The sequence below is a fragment of the Anabaena lutea FACHB-196 genome (assembly GCF_014698305.1).
Taxonomy (GTDB): domain Bacteria; phylum Cyanobacteriota; class Cyanobacteriia; order Cyanobacteriales; family Nostocaceae; genus Anabaena; species Anabaena lutea.
The window spans coordinates 174,433-189,866 of sequence record NZ_JACJST010000006.1 but is presented as its reverse complement, the minus strand read 5'-3'; the positions used below and the strand labels follow the sequence as shown (position 1 = coordinate 189,866).

At 39.9% G+C, this 15,434-nt stretch carries 11 protein-coding genes and 1 pseudogene; 9 read left to right on the top strand and 3 right to left on the bottom strand.

Annotated elements, in window-relative coordinates; translation table 11 throughout:
• The first annotated feature begins 93 nt into the window (after positions 1–93).
• The 6 genes and pseudogenes from H6G59_RS09020 to H6G59_RS09000 all read left to right on the top strand — a co-directional run bounded on the left by H6G59_RS09020 (position 94) and on the right by H6G59_RS09000 (position 5,837).
• Positions 94–2,571 carry a heavy metal translocating P-type ATPase gene (locus H6G59_RS09020; protein WP_190713562.1) on the top strand — a complete coding sequence of 826 codons (2,478 nt, stop codon included), beginning with the start codon at positions 94–96 and terminating at the stop codon, positions 2,569–2,571.
• Positions 2,572–2,839: 268 nt separating this feature from the next.
• A pseudogene (locus H6G59_RS27300) lies at positions 2,840–2,959 on the top strand (LysR family transcriptional regulator); the annotation flags it as partial.
• A gap of 268 nt (positions 2,960–3,227) precedes the next feature.
• A complete protein-coding gene (locus H6G59_RS09015) occupies positions 3,228–3,428 on the top strand; it encodes a hypothetical protein (RefSeq protein WP_190713560.1) in 201 nt (66 codons plus the stop codon).
• 185 nt (positions 3,429–3,613) lie between these two features.
• A complete protein-coding gene (locus H6G59_RS09010; protein ID WP_190713548.1) occupies positions 3,614–4,222 on the top strand; it encodes a DUF1003 domain-containing protein in 609 nt (202 codons plus the stop codon).
• Between the two features lie 272 nt (positions 4,223–4,494).
• Positions 4,495–5,199, top strand: coding sequence for a cadmium resistance transporter (locus H6G59_RS09005; protein WP_190713547.1), 705 nt, complete (start codon positions 4,495–4,497; stop codon positions 5,197–5,199).
• The gene (locus H6G59_RS09000) at positions 5,199–5,837 is read left to right on the top strand and encodes a hypothetical protein (protein ID WP_422602121.1); all 639 of its coding nucleotides are present in this window, start codon (positions 5,199–5,201) and stop codon (positions 5,835–5,837) included. The genes H6G59_RS09005 and H6G59_RS09000 overlap by 1 nt, the downstream gene beginning before the upstream one ends.
• 111 nt (positions 5,838–5,948) lie before the next feature.
• Here the strand turns inward: H6G59_RS09000 and H6G59_RS08995 are convergent, their stop codons facing one another.
• Positions 5,949–7,643: a putative bifunctional diguanylate cyclase/phosphodiesterase gene (locus H6G59_RS08995; RefSeq protein ID WP_190713546.1), complete on the bottom strand. Its 1,695-nt coding sequence runs from the start codon at positions 7,641–7,643 to the stop codon at positions 5,949–5,951.
• A gap of 149 nt (positions 7,644–7,792) precedes the next feature.
• Positions 7,793–10,177: an ATP-dependent helicase gene (locus H6G59_RS08990; RefSeq protein ID WP_190713544.1), complete on the bottom strand. Its 2,385-nt coding sequence runs from the start codon at positions 10,175–10,177 to the stop codon at positions 7,793–7,795.
• Between the two features lie 99 nt (positions 10,178–10,276).
• Here H6G59_RS08990 and H6G59_RS08985 point away from each other — a divergent pair, with 99 nt between their 5' ends.
• Positions 10,277–11,962 carry a glycosyltransferase family 39 protein gene (locus H6G59_RS08985; RefSeq protein ID WP_190713542.1) on the top strand — a complete coding sequence of 562 codons (1,686 nt, stop codon included), beginning with the start codon at positions 10,277–10,279 and terminating at the stop codon, positions 11,960–11,962.
• 422 nt (positions 11,963–12,384) lie between these two features.
• On the opposite strand, the gene H6G59_RS08980 is transcribed toward H6G59_RS08985, so the two are convergent.
• The gene (locus H6G59_RS08980; protein WP_190713539.1) at positions 12,385–13,470 is read right to left on the bottom strand and encodes a RuBisCO accumulation factor 1; all 1,086 of its coding nucleotides are present in this window, start codon (positions 13,468–13,470) and stop codon (positions 12,385–12,387) included.
• A 177-nt stretch (positions 13,471–13,647) separates the two neighbouring features.
• Here H6G59_RS08980 and H6G59_RS08975 point away from each other — a divergent pair, with 177 nt between their 5' ends.
• Positions 13,648–14,601, top strand: coding sequence for a response regulator (locus tag H6G59_RS08975; RefSeq protein WP_190713537.1), 954 nt, complete (start codon positions 13,648–13,650; stop codon positions 14,599–14,601).
• 123 nt (positions 14,602–14,724) lie between these two features.
• A complete protein-coding gene (gene ubiE / locus H6G59_RS08970; protein WP_190713535.1) occupies positions 14,725–15,414 on the top strand; it encodes a bifunctional demethylmenaquinone methyltransferase/2-methoxy-6-polyprenyl-1,4-benzoquinol methylase UbiE in 690 nt (229 codons plus the stop codon).
• Positions 15,415–15,434: the final 20 nt, after the last annotated feature.

The following is a 15,434-nucleotide window of genomic DNA, read 5'->3' as shown; positions in this document are numbered from 1 at the left end:
TAAAAATGTACTTATTAAACAGTTGAACAGTTGTTCAATTATCGTAATATAATTATTGACAGTTAACTTTGTAGCCTTTTTTTTAAAGCTGCTATGACTAAAACTCCCTCCATTAGAACTCAAGCTTTGCAGGTTGGTGGCATGGACTGCGGAAGCTGCGCTAAAACAATTGAAGTCAGCTTGCAGCAGTTACCTGGTGTGGCAGAAGTATCGGTTAGCTTTGCGACAGAAAAAGTCAAAATATCCTACGACCTACAGATAGTCAGTGAGAAAACAATTTTTGACCGGATCAAAGCTTTAGGTTATACAGTTGAGCAGAGTCATGAAGCAGTTACCCATCACAGCCATTCATGCTCTCACGACCACGATCATCACGTCGATATGGCTTCTAATCAAAGCTTACAAACTATAATTGGCGGCATGGATTGTGGTAGTTGTGCTAAAACTGTTGAGGTTGGTTTGCAGCAGATAGCGGGCGTTTTGGAGGTATCTGTCAGCTTTGCCACCCAAAGAGCGGAAATATCTTATGACCCTCAGCAAGTTAATGAAACGGCAATTTATAACCGGATCAAAGCTTTGGGTTATACAGTTGAGGAGAGTGATGAGGCTTCCACAAATCACAGTCCTTCCCATTCTCACGAACACCAACATTATCATCCAGTTCGCCAGCAAACTCAGAATACAGACCTGACAAATTGGAAGTTCTGGATTAACAACCGCCGGGGGTCGAGTGTAATTTTAGCAGGAGTGGGTTTAGTTCTGGGTTTGATAACTCAGTATTTGGCGCTACCCATTTGGATTGTACGGGCTTTTTATGGCATTGGCATTATCGTAGCTGGATTTCCTATTGCACGAGCAGGTTTGATGGAGTTACGCCTGCGTCGTGCCGATATGAACTTGCTGATGGCGATTTCGGTAATTGGCGCGGTGATTTTAGGAGATTGGTTTGAGGCGGCGTTGGTGATTTTTCTATTTTCCTTGGGAACAACGCTGCAAATTTTTACCTTCAGTCGTACCCGCAATGCTATTAGTAACTTGATGAATTTGACTCCACCGACTGCAACCCTGAAGCGGGGTTCTCAGGAAGTAAGTGTGCGCGTTGAAGAAATTCAAGTTGGGGAAATTCTCACAATTCGTCCAGGACAGCGAGTTGCTTTAGATGGAGTGATAGTATCGGGAAATTCAGCGATTGACCAATCGCCAATTACAGGAGAATCTATTCCTGAAGATAAAGAAATAGGCGATCGCGTTTTTGCGGGAACATTAAATCAAACTGGCTTTTTAGAAGTAAAAGTCACACATACTGCTGCTGACACAACAGTGGCGAAAATTGTTCACTTAGTCGAAGTTGCTCAATCAAGCCGCGCACCTTCTCAGCAATGGGTAGATAAGTTTGCCGAAGTTTACACACCCATTGTAATTGTGAGTGCGATCGCTCTGGCCTTAATTCCGCCCTTGGTATTTGCTCAAGCTTTTAATGTTTGGCTTTATCGAGCGCTAGTGTTATTAGTAATTGCTTGTCCCTGTGCATTGGTGATTTCTACCCCTGTTTCCATTGTCAGTGCTATTGGTGCAGCCACCCATCAAGGTATACTATTCAAGGGTGGTAATAGCTTAGAAACTGCTGGAAAACTCACCAGTCTTGCTTTTGATAAAACGGGAACGCTGACCCAAGGAGAACCCGTAGTACTTGAGGTTAAGGATTTGGGGGAAGCGAGTGCAACGCAGATATTATTCATCGCCGCTGCTTTGGAACAACAATCTGAACATCCTTTAGCTAGGGCGATAGTTGCAAAAGCCAGAGAGCAAGGAATAGAGTTAGAGAATCCCCAGAATTTTACAGCTTATCCTGGTAAAGGCATTGCCGCGAATTTTGGCGAAAAGCAGTATTTTGTGGGAAATCGGCGGTTATTTGTGGATAAAGGTATCACCTTATCATTAGCTGCGAAATCTCTTTTGGGGGAGATGGAAAATTGGGGACAAACTCCAGTTTTAGTCGGTAATAACCAGGGTTTATTAGGAGTAATTTCTCTGGCTGATGGCTTGCGCTTGGAGGCTACAGAAGCTATGCGACTGTTGAAAAAGCAAGGATTGCAACATCTAGTCATGTTAACAGGCGATCGCACTCAGGTTGCCCAGCAAATTGCCCAACAGCTTGATATTAAAGAGTATAAAGCAGAACTATTACCAGAAGATAAACTGCAAATAATTCAACAACTGCGCCGTTCTGGCATTGTTGGCATGGTAGGTGATGGTATAAATGATACTCCTGCATTGGCGGCTGCGGATATCAGCTTTGCGGTAGGTGGAATAGATATGGCGTTGGAAACAGCTGATGTTGTACTAGTTAGTGGTGATTTAAGAAAACTCGCTACAGCTGTTGATTTGAGCCGCCGTACCGTCAAGATAATTCAACAAAATATTGTTTTTTCGTTGGTAACAAAAGCACTATTTTTACTTTTAACTACATTCGGGTTTGTCGGTTTAGCAGTTGCAGTTTTAGCTGATACCGGTAGTTCCTTGTTGGTAACGGCGAATGGGATGCGGCTGTTTAAAGCTAAATTGCCTTAATGAGACTTAGGGACTTGCAAATAATCCCCAAATTGTAGGGTGGGTTGCGCCGCGCGAACAACCGGACATGATATTACGCCGAGAATTTTTTTGTTAAGTGATTAGGCGGACATGATGTCAGGCATAAAATAAGTATTAAAAAAGATATAAAATTCCTAAACCAGTAAAAAATTAAAGCTAGATGATACATATTATTCGTAATTGCTCTGTAATGTTAAAATTACGGTATTTTCAACTAAGATACTGTAGTTTATGGAGTAAACCCTAGCAAGTCACCTTAACAGAAAGGGGATTACGAGAATTGAACAATCTGCAAAGGGGTGAATTAAAATTAGGTTCAAGTCTGACAATTGCTAATTACTGGTTACCAAGTAAAATTAGTCAGTTTTTAAACTGAAACATCGGCAGAAATTTCAAACAGGTATTTCCAAAGCCTTTGAACAGATTTTATAGATATTGAGCCGATCATCTAAAACTCTCTTTCTCCCTATCTTATCCCCACAACAAATATTTACGCCAAACGACTTATTGGCCAATCAAAAGGTGGAATAAAGATTATTCCATCTGGCACATGAATTACTGATAAAAGATACTTACCGTTAGTTAATAGGGACAACTTCTTAATTAAATCCGTGGAGTCAGTGAGGTAAATAATTATGTCAAATCAAATGTTCATGTTTGATTTACTTGAAGAGCTATCCACAGAGGCGCAAGAGTTTTTAGTTGGAGGACAACAAACACGTCCTCCTCGTCCTCCGGCATCATCCTCTCAGGGTGGAGGAGCTACTGGGTTTATTGTTCCTGACAACAACCCAGATAATTACTACTACTGGAGACTAGAAAAGGGACAAAGCTAACTTTCTATAACAAATCCTCCGCTAAAAACGGGGGATTTTTCATCAGTTTGTTTGATATCAAAGCTTATAGCATCACTTTTATTTATCGTTTTAAAAAGAAAGAGTATTTGCTTCTATCGTTTGATCAGCGTACATTGAATGTCATGAGGTCAAACAGAGACTGAAATAATACAAACAGGTGCAAAATGAAACTCGCTAACACAAAAGTAGTCCAAAACAACGCTACAGAAGAATTAACTCCCGGACAACGCCTTGCCGATAAATTCGCAGAACAAGTAGGTTCTTGGAAGTTTCTCATTTGTCAAAGCACTGTGTTAGCAGGGTGGGTGGGAATCAACTTAATGCCTGGGGTTCCCCACTGGGATGAGTCACCGTTCATGATGCTTAATCTAGTCTTTTCATTTGCTTCAGCCTACACCGCTCCCATCGTCTTAATGAGTCAGAATCGTCAGTCTGATACAGATCGCATAAATGCTGATATTGACCACCAAGTGAATCTGAGAGCAGGACAAAATATTGAACTTCTCCATGAAAAATTGGATGAATTACACACTAGACAGCTAAACGAATTAACTCAAATTGTCAAAGAGCAACAACAAGTTCTTAATGAATTGAGAGTAATTTTAGTTCCTGCTACTAAAGAAAATAAAGAACTGAAAGTAGCTATATTACCCGGACTCCATGTGCAAACTAATAGCAAGTACCTCAAAGAAACTTCTAGTAATAAACTTTTTAGCGTTGACCAAACAATTGGAGACAATCACAAAATTGTTGATAAATTGACTCATCGCTAAAAGTAAGTTGTAAATGCTTTCTCATCACCCCAGACCATGACAGTTTGAATATTACTGGAATCGATGCATTTCTAGATTAGAATCTCTACACTCGCAATTTAAACTGTCATTTCAGCATTTTGATAAAAAAGAATATTTACTTTAATTCCCGCTAGTTCATAGGTTGAATTTATAATTTTTACACTTTATGTATTGCAGTTTTATAAGCATTTGCAGACATAACCTAATACTAGCTGAAACAAGTCCAGCAAGAAGATTGAGGAGAAATAGAAATGGAAGAATTGTTGACTGCCATTCCCACGGGAATTACAGCTTTTATCGCTACAAACCTTGATGATTTGGTCATCCTCACACTGTTATTCTCTCAGGTGAATGCAACTTTCCGTCGTCGGCACATTGTGATCGGTCAATATCTGGGCTTCTGTACTCTAATCATTGCCAGCATGGTTGGTTTTTTGGGAGGTTTAGTATTACCATCCCATTGGGTTGGACTTCTGGGTTTAGTACCTGTCACTATCGGACTAAATCGACTACTGAATCCAGAAAGTGATTCATCATCCGAGACGGAATCGGAATTCGAGTCGAATCATTCTTCTGCTTTTGCTAGTTTTGTATCTCCCCAAGCCTATAGTGTGGCGGCTATTACCATCGCCAATGGCAGCGATAATGTGGGTATTTATATGCCATTGTTTGCTCATACTGCCCTTTCTAGTTTGCTGGTAATCGTTGCAGTCTTCTTATTATTAGTTGGGGTTTGGTGCTATGTAACATACAAAATTACCTGCCAAAGTGCCATCGCTGATTTGCTAACTCGCTACGGCAACAATCTTGTTCCCTTTGTCTTAATAGGATTAGGTGTGTTTATTATACTAGACAGCGCCTCCCTGACTCCCATTGCTTTAGCGACTAGCTGCCTGTGTTTAACGGGACTAATCAAAATGGTTCAAAATTCCAAGTTCAAAACTCAAAGTTTGTAATGCTGAAAAAAAATATGCAGTTTTTCAAAATAGTTCTTGTTGCTCTTGTATTTATCGTCAACCTGGTGATTGCTCAACCTTCTTGGGCAGCCAAGGATTTTACCAAAGGGGCTGACTATGCTGAGGTTACTCAAGCAATCAATGAATTACTCCAAGTTAAGGATACCCCTGAACAAGCTGGCTATACACCTGAACAATTTCAGCAACGGCTGACACAATTACAGTCTCAGAAGAATATCATTGAAACTGCCAACAAGCGATCGCAGTGCCGTAATCAAACAGGAAAGACATTGGCTGTCTATGCCAATAAAGGGAAAAAATATCCCACTCAACTTTACTTCTTAGCGGCAGGACAAATCACAGATGATGATTGGGATTGCGATGGTATCTACTTACCCGCAGGTACTCAGGTAGTTCTCAGTCCCAATACTGAACCACAACAACTAACTGAAGCTCTCGCTCTTAAGTTTGTTGATGGTACACAGTCAGTCGCTAAAATCAATCCTGCCACCGATGCGATTGAATTGAATGTTGAACCTGCCAAAATCTTCAAAGCAGGTGAAGGCAACTGGTTGATACCCACCTTATCTCAAGTAGATATCGATACACAAATTCCTAGTCCACAACTCATTGACTAATCTTGGATGAACTAATAACTTCGTTGTAGCTTGCTTCTGCGTTGGCGTAGCAGTAGGGCTGGTTTCTACATCCAGCCCTATACCCATTTTCCGCACTTCATTTGGTAAGTTCTAATTTTGAGAAATACTCTTGAGCATTTGCACAATTGTCTCAGCCGGTGCAGGACGACTAATGTAGTAACCCTGACCTTCATCGCATCCCCGTTTCTGTAAGTAGTTAAGCTGTTCTTCCGTTTCTATCCCTTCGGCTGTGATGTTTAATCGCAGGCTTTTAGCTAAAGCAATGATGGCATTTGTCACCGCTGCACTATCAGGATTAGATGTTACATCTTGTACAAATGATTTATCAATCTTCAGAATATGGACAGGTAAACGTTTTAAGTAATTGAGGGAAGAATACCCAGTGCCAAAGTCATCTAAAGCCAGCAATATACCAAGTTCTCGTAATTGCTTGAGGGTAGTTATAGAGTTCTGAATATCAGCAATTAAGAAGCTTTCTGTTACTTCCAATTCTAAATAAGACGCGTCTAGTTCCGTCTCTTCAAGAATTTGACTGACAACATTCACTAGATTTGGTTCTTCAAATTGCCGAGCCGAGAGATTTACTGATATGCGAATTGGCGGAAGTCCAGCAAGTTGCCAATTTCTGATTTGAGTGCAGGCACTTCGCAATACCCATTCACCAATGGGGATGATTAAACCATTTGCTTCCGCAATGGGAATAAACTTGACTGGAGAAATCAAACCTTTGGTGCTATGTTGCCAGCGAACTAACGCCTCCATTCCGGTTATTTGTCCGCTGTTCAAATCAATCATGGGTTGGTAATAAACCCTTATTTCTCCGCGTTCTAAGGCTCCATGCAATTCATTTTCTAATACCAGCCGCTCATGTAATTGATCATTAATCTCTGATGAATAAAATTGGTATTGGCTACGTCCTTGTTGGGTAGCTTGGTAAAGTGCTATGTTAGCTTCTTGCAACAGTTTTTCTACACTTTCAGGCTCATCTATGCTATTGATTGTAATTCCAAAACTGACTGTGATATGAATCTGGCTTCCTTCTATTAAGAAAGGTTTGGCAATGCTAGTCTGTAGCAATTGGGATAATTTGATCAAATTCTCAAAAGAAGGTATTTCTGTCCTAGCAATCACAAATTCATCTCTGTTGATATGTCCAAGAATATCTGTTTTCCCTATGCAGGTATTTAAACGTTGGGCAACTTCTCTTAACAACACATTTGATTTTTCATTCCCTAAACCATGATTTATGCTGGCAAAATCATCAATACTAAATAAAAGTAAAGCTATGATCCACTCATGACTATGGGATTGTAATATGGTGTGGTAGACGCGATCGCTAAACAAATCCCGGTTAGGTAGTCCAGTGATGCTGTTGTAGTTAGTAATGTAGTGAATTAATTCATCTAACTTGTGAAGAGTGTGTGCAGTATCTGCCATCAAAGTTCCAGCTTCGTCGGCGAATTTTGTTGGCAATTTGGGTAAAACTTGATGACTCATATAGTCTTGTAAAGCTTTAGATGTCAAAATAACTGGAGCAAGCAAGTAGTTGAGGATATAGAGGGTAACTCCTGTACCTACTAAAGTTGCAAACAGAGCAATTAACAGAACTCGCACCACCATCTCTATAGAAAAGGAATTGGAGATGACGAAACTAAAGAGTAATGCCAAAAGTGGGATGTGCGTACCTAAAAATGCCACCAACATAATTTTGGCAGTATAGCTTTTTTTTACCAATCTAAACCGATCTAAGGATGAATATAGATAAAGTTTTTGATAATGCTGCATAACTTTTATGTGAAGATTGTGAATTTTATAAAAAATCAGCAGGATGTGTGATATCTATCTGGGAAAAGTTGTATTTTTTCCAGTAGATCCAACACCCTCAGTTTTAATATTCCCAATCTACAATCCAAAGTTTCTATTATTTTTAATAATTAGGGATTTTTCCAATTAACTACATTTTTGGGAAACTGGCGCTTTAATGCTGCAAATACAGGACAAGGGGCTGAAGCTTGTAAATTATGGGGTTTACTCCAAGTAAATGGCGCTTGTTGAGCCGCAGACATCCATAACAACTGCTTGGCTCTGGTCATGGCAACATAGAGTAAACGGTATTCTTCTGCGGTTTTTAAGTCCTTGGCTTGTTCCCAAGCTTGGCTAACATCGGGTATACCTTCTGTTTTTTCATGGAGTGCGGCACGAATTTGAGCGCGTGCGACTTCTGATAAAGTAAAATCACCTAAAAATTGGCTTTGGGGAGGAACCCAAAATTTACCAGGAATGAGATTTTCGTGCAGAAAAGGCAAAAATACATAATCCCAATCTAGCCCTTTGGCTTTGTGCATGGTGATAATCGTCAGTTGACCTTTTTGGGTATATTGTTCTTCCACATTTTCTGTGTCTACTGGTTCAAATCTTTCGGAACTGACAATTTCACTTAAAGCTGATAACATTGCTGCCATTGAGGTGTTACCAAATAGTTGCTGGTTTACCCGTTCTGCAAGTTTGTCAGCGGTTGCTAATTCAGCTTGGTCATAATTTAAGGTTAAGGCTAAAAAGGAAATTATCTGATACAACGGAAGTTCTAAACGGGCGCGGAGTAAACTGCGACAAAGATGAGCCGCTTTTTGGACTATATCTGTTTGGGGTGCGGCTAAGGGACTTGGATATAAAAATTCTTCTGGGAGACTAGCGAGAGTGTTGATGTCTTGGGTAGGAATTAATTGACGTTGAACGAGTACATCCAGGGCGGCTTTTAGTTTTCCGGGGGAGTGAGGGCGATCGCAAAATTGCAATAATGATAAAATTTCTTGGGGTACATGAGAACGCCGTTCCCTTTCTCCCACATCATAAAGTTTAATTTTATGCTCTTTGCATATCGGTTCTAAAGCCGCCGCTAACCATCTTCCTTGGCGATTTTCTCGCACTAACACCGCCGCACAGCAATCAGATTTTTCTGTAAATAACTCAATTACTCTTTGGGAAAGTAATTCAACTGTTTGATGAATATCACGGGGGGTATAAATTTCTAATCCCCTTCCTACTGGTTCAGGATTTCCATTTGTTTGATTAACTGGTTGAATTTTCTGGTAGAGAAATGGTGTTTGTCCATTTTTAGTTGTTGCTAAACCTTGATGATTTACCCATTCCAAAGCAAAGTTAGCTGCATCAATAATAATTTGCGTACTTCGACCGGCTTGATCCATTGTTGCTAGTCGTTCTTTCTTTTGGCAATCTTCGCAAAATTCTCGAAAATAAATGGGATCAGCAGGTGTAAAAGTTGAGTTAATCGCCTGATTAGGATCACCAACTCTGATTAAGTTCAGTGCTGATTTATTTAAATTCTCCCTATCTGCTTCACTCGCTAATATTTCTAACAACTGAGTTTGCAATGGGCTAGAGTCTTGGGCTTCGTCTTCAAATACAGCGAAAACTTTATTCTGTTCAATGCGTCGGGCGCTATCATTTTCGAGAACTCGCAAGGCGGCTAAAATCATATCATCGTAATCAATAAACTCTGACGATATCTCCGACATTTTTCCGCTACGCATCAATTTTTCATATTCTTTATATAAACCTGCTGCTACTTGCAAAATTCCATATGTATCTGTGGTTTTTTGACTCCACTTATGCAGCTTTTCTGGTAATATTCCTGAACTTTTAGCTTCATGAATAACGGTATAAGCTAAATCTGGTAATACTTCTGTTCTCAGTACTGACTGACGACGTAATTTTTCTGTTTCTTCTCCATCAAATTGCTTACCTCTGAGTAAACGCCCATAACTTTCAGGATGGTTAGCAATCCATTGTTCTACAGCGGTGCGAATAAAGCGGTGAGTTTGGTTAGGTGTAATTAAGGTGACATTTTCTAACTGCAAACCTGATAAGTCAGGATAACGAATAGCAATATCTAAAGCTAAACCATGTAAGGTATGAACAGCAAAGCCTGTTTGCGGTAAAGATAAATCATCTCGTAAGTATTTGCGGATTTTTAACTTAAGATTAGCAGCAGCGGAACGGGTAAAGGTAACGACTACCAATTGACGACGGTAATTGCTGTTTGTGGAACGAGAACGCTGATACTGACGCGCAATGGCAATTGCCGCAGCCGCAGCCATCCCTGTAGATTTACCAGCACCAGGAACAGCAGATACAGCCAATGATCCAGATTCCCAGTCAGCCATCTGCTTTTGTCCAGTTCGCAGACTGGTGCGAATTGCGACAATATTATCTTGCAATTTAGCAACAGGTGATGGTGGAAACATCCCTTCAATTTGAGGTTCTTGAGGAACTGTAACTGTAAAATTATCTTCTGACATATAAAATTGAGATTCTGATTTTGATTATTACAGCGCAGATATGAACAATATTGATTTATTATTTATGTGCATTTTTAGTTACAACTCTTCAAGCCAGTAATGATAAATCGCAGACCTTTTCTACATTATCTAAGTTTAGCAGGAGCGCTACCTGCTTTGAGCGTAGCCATCGCCATTGGCACTGTCTTGCGATTTTGGCATTTAGACTCAAAACCTCTGTGGATGGATGAAATCATTACTGCTATTTTCAGTTTAGGTAAAAATTACCGTGATTTGCCTTTGGATGTAGTCTTTTCTCTCAACCAGGTTCAGGAAATTTTTACTTTTCAGCCTGGGGTTAGTTGCGCTCAAATTGCAGAAAATCTAGCTAATTATTCTACCCATCCACCGCTGTTTTTTTGCCTAATGTACCGTTGGTTAGAGTGGATGAGCCCTTTGGGTATAGAATGGGTGGCAAAATTGCGATCGCTACCAGCTTTATTTGGTGTAGCTGCAATCATCGCCATTTATGGTCTTAATAGTGTTGCTTTTTCCCCCACATCTGGAGTTATGGCAGCATTGCTCATGGCGTTATCTCCCTTTGCTGTTTACCTCTCTCAAGAAGCAAGGCACTACACTTTACCTATGCTTTTTATTATTTTATCATTATTCTTTCTCATCCAAATTCAACAAGATATCTTTCAGAGGAAAAAAGTACGATTTTGGGTTTGGCTATTATGGGTAATTAATAATATTATTGGTCTTTATGTTCACTACTTTTTTGTTCTTGCTTTCATCTCCCAAATTGCCACCCTATTACTGCTGATTTATCAGGGAAGATCCAAAATCTTTAATTTACCTCAAATCTGCCTATCTTTCATTCTCTCTACAGGCGGTGTTATTATTGGCTTCATTCCCTGGTTACTAGTAATATATAGCCATTTTCACAAATCAGAAACTAATTGGCTACCATCTCCTCATCACATTGAACCCATCTATCAAACTCTCATGCATTGGGTATTAATGATAATTACTCTCCCAGTGGAAAACCAACCTTTACTAATTGCAGTTATTTGTGGTTTTTTAATGGTGATGTTTACAATTTGGGTTGGGTTCCAAATCTTTCCTAATTTAAAATTACTATGGTCTAATAGTACAACTCATTTATCTACATTTACACTTTTAAGTTTTACTTTTTTTGTATTATTACAATTTTTCCTGATTGCTTATTTATTAGGTAAAGATATTACTGTTATTCCCCGCTATAGCTTTGTCTATTATCCTAGTTTTTGCTCTCTCTTAGCCGCCAGCTTGGTGAAAATGAAAAATAAAAAATTTATTTTTTTACTGGTTGGTATCGTCAGTTGTATTTTTGTTGTTTCTAATTTAGCATTCCAAAAACCTTTTCAACCTGAACAAATCGCTCAAAATATGAATCTAGATCCGGCTATACCATTGATGTTAGTGGTAGGATATGAAAATTATCAAGATGTAGCAGCAGGATTAAGTTTTGCTTTGGCATTGGAACAACAGAGAAGTCATGAAGTGAAAAGCAAATTACATCTGGATAATTTGGCTTTTGTACATAAATCTCCTGATTTTTCTGACTTTAGTAACAAGCTGGCTCAACTTTCTATAGGTGAGGTATCTGAATTGAATTTATGGTTTGTAGGCTCAGGGATGAGAAAACAAGATTACCCATCAAAGTTGACGCTTGCTGGGCAAGTTACTTGTAATATAGAACTTACCCAGCACTATCGTATCGGCCAATTTCCCTATCAGCTTTATCGCTGTGGTAATTCGTAATTTAGCAATGGGAAAACTCTTCTTACCAATTACCGAAATAGTGCTGTTAGCTTTCTTTGGGGCGTTTAGCCCGTACCGAGTAACGAGTAATGAGTGATATCATGTCCGCCTAATCACTTATCAAAAAAAATTCTCCGCGTCTCTCTGTCTCCGCGTCCCCGCGTCAGTCCAAATGATAAGTATTCAACCGGACATGATATGAAATCCCTACTTAGAACTCAGCACAAATAGGTCTAAAGTCCCTGAATTCATTCATTGAAGAAGGAAAAATATTTATTATGCCTACGACACGCTGCGCGTAGCTTGCTTAGAGCAGGGTACGAGATTATTGCACGAGAAATAATGCTTCCTTGTTTCAATCCCCTAACTTTAGTTATGGGGTTACTCAGTACTCAGTACTCGGTACTCCTGAACAATTACCCTTATTCGTCAATCTGCCAAGCATCCTTGTTAAATTCTTCATCGAGAACTCTCTTAGGACGTAAAATCACAATTATTTTCCCTAATAGCAGATGTTCTGGTGCAGTTTCAAACCACTGAAAATCAATTTCACCAGCATTATCAACCGCAAAGTAACTAGACGCATCCCATTCTCTTTGGGCGCGATCTATGACAACTAGCACTGGTTCTATTTTAGCGTGGGTGGGGTTGGGGAAGATATCACTACTGGCAATAATTACTACTGGGTCTTCAGCAGAGCGTAACACTTGCCAACCTGGTAAGGATACCCAAGCTTGTTCTCCGGTAAATTTGACAATGCGAAATGAACCAATTTCTGTGATTATGGGTACAGCTTTCACATCTTTTGGTGTTAATGGCAACTCACCCACCACAGGTACAAGCCGGGGTAAATCTTCGTCCGACTCTAATCGGAAAAATGGTAAAATTGGTGCTGGTTTGCTGGCAATATTGGTAAAATCAATTAGTAATTGTTCTATTTGTTTTCTGGCTGTTGGTGAGTGAGCAAAACGTAACCCTTTAGCAATTAAACGCGATCGCTGTTGTAAGTCTGAATTTTGCCTAGCCAATTTCCAAACTTGATAAGCTACCGCATCCCCTGGATGGGCTGTAAAATCCACTGGTGGGGTAGCAAAACGGGAGAAATCTTTAATGGCTTTGGCAATATCTCTCACTTCGTCTACATCGAGTTTATGGAGAAAAATCAAATCAGCAGCAGCAGCCCTGTCTTCTTGTGCAAGTAGGCGTAGTTCATACAAAATATCACTAGCCCTCATACCGTAATATGCTCTTGTTGCCTCTGATGCGCCAAACTTTTCTAAAGAACTATATACTTGAGAGCCAACAATTAACTGATTTTGTTGGATTGGCTCAAATCCAGTGGCTTCAAAGATGTCTTGGGGATTGTAACCGGATTTTTGTAGGTAGGCAATGGCTACTCCCCATTCCACCCAGTTACCTTGCTTTTGTCTCAGCTTAACTAGTAATTCTTGTGCTGTATCGTTCGTAGCATTCTCAGGATTGGGGGCGTTGGGTGATAGTTCAGTCATAATCGGGAGATTTTCCTATGAATAAATATTAAGCTTGCCAGCATCTTTGCTGCTGTTCTATGTATTCTAATTAGTCCGCAGAAAAATACTGATTTCTCAATACTCATAACTAATAGAGTCTTCTCAACTCAGCTTAGTATGGAATATAACAAAAACGTGAAGATATTAAATTAATTTATGAATAATCTAGATCTCGAAGTTGATCAAGCTCCCCCTCCATTGAGTACCCGTGAACGTCCAAAAAAGCTAAAAATTTTGGTGGTTGATGATGAACCAGATAATCTGGATCTGCTTTATCGCACTTTTCGCCGAGATTTTAATGTCCTCAAAGCTGATAGTGGCATGAGCGCTTTGCAATTGTTGGAAGAAGAGGGGGAAGTCGCTGTTATTATATCTGATCAGCGAATGCCAGAAATGAAAGGAACTGAATTTCTGAGTAGGACTTTGCCACAATTTCCTGATACCGTCAGAATAATTCTCACAGGATTTACTGACATTGAAGATTTGGTAGAGGCGATTAATAGCGGACAAGTCTTTAAATACATTACCAAACCTTGGGACTCTGGAGAATTAAAGGAGGTTGTACAAAGAGCAGCAGCAACCTACGATTTGCTTAAACAAAGAACAGAAGAACTGCGCCGTGCCAATTCCCAAATGGATCTTTTGACTGTTTTGGTGGAGGTAACACAAGCGGCCTCAGGCTTGGAGGAAACTCTTGCACCAATTGCCAAGGCTTTTAGTGAGGCATTTTCAGCTGATGGTTGTATTATACAACTCATTCAAGGAAATGTTCTGGCAGCAGAGCAAGGTATTTACAGTGAAACTGGTATTGTCGAAAATTGGCTCTCCCAAGATCCATTGACAAGGGAAGCGATCGCTACTCGTCAAATACAATCATCCCTAAATATATCTAAAGATCCTCGTCTCAATAGTCTTAGTTACTACCAAGATGCTGGAGTGAAAGCACATTTAATCATCCCGATTATTTATAGGCAGCAAATGTTGGGGGTATTATCACTACAGTGGCAAGAACCTTGCACTTTAAGAGCCGATGAACTCAAACTGATTCATTTATCAGTGGAACTAGTAGCGATCGCTCTTGCTAGTAGCTGTCTATCAACCCAGAATTGATTAACGACTAATGATATCGTGTTCAGTTAAAAACTTATAATTAGGGCTGACTCGGAAAAATGAGGACGCTCTTAGGCTCTGATGTGAAGAGTTTTTTTTGATAAGTAATTAAGCGAACATGAGATGAGTAATGAAATTCGTGACATTTTTGACCGGATTGCTCCAGTGTATGACCAACTCAATGATTGGTTAAGTCTGGGACAACACCGGATCTGGAAAGAAATGACAGTTAAATGGAGCGCAGCTAAACCCGGTGATACTGGCTTGGATTTGTGTTGTGGTAGTGGTGATTTAACCTTTAGGTTAGCACGGAGAGTAGGAGCGACAGGAAAGGTTTATGGCGTAGACTTCTCCCCCAAACTGCTAGAAACTGCCAAAGAACGCTGCCAAAAAAGTTACTCCCAAAGAGCGATCGCTTGGTTAGAAGCCGATGTCCTCAATTTACCCTTTGACGACAATCAATTTGATGCAGTCACAATGGGCTATGGTTTGAGAAATGTCAAAGATATTCCTCGTAGTCTCCAAGAAATATATCGCGTCCTCAAACCTGGTAGCAAAGCCGCAATTTTAGACTTTCATCGACCGAGCGATCTACCATTTCGCACCTTTCAGCAATGGTATTTAGACAATCTCGTCGTTCCTATTGCCACTAATTTAGGGGTCAAGGAAGAATATGCTTATATCAGTCCTAGCTTGGATCGCTTCCCCATTGGTAGCGAGCAAATAGAGTTAGCTTATCAAGTCGGTTTTACTAACGCCACACACTACCCCATATCTAACGGTATGATGGGAGTATTAGTAGTAATTAGGTGATTGGTAACTGAAGGCAGAAG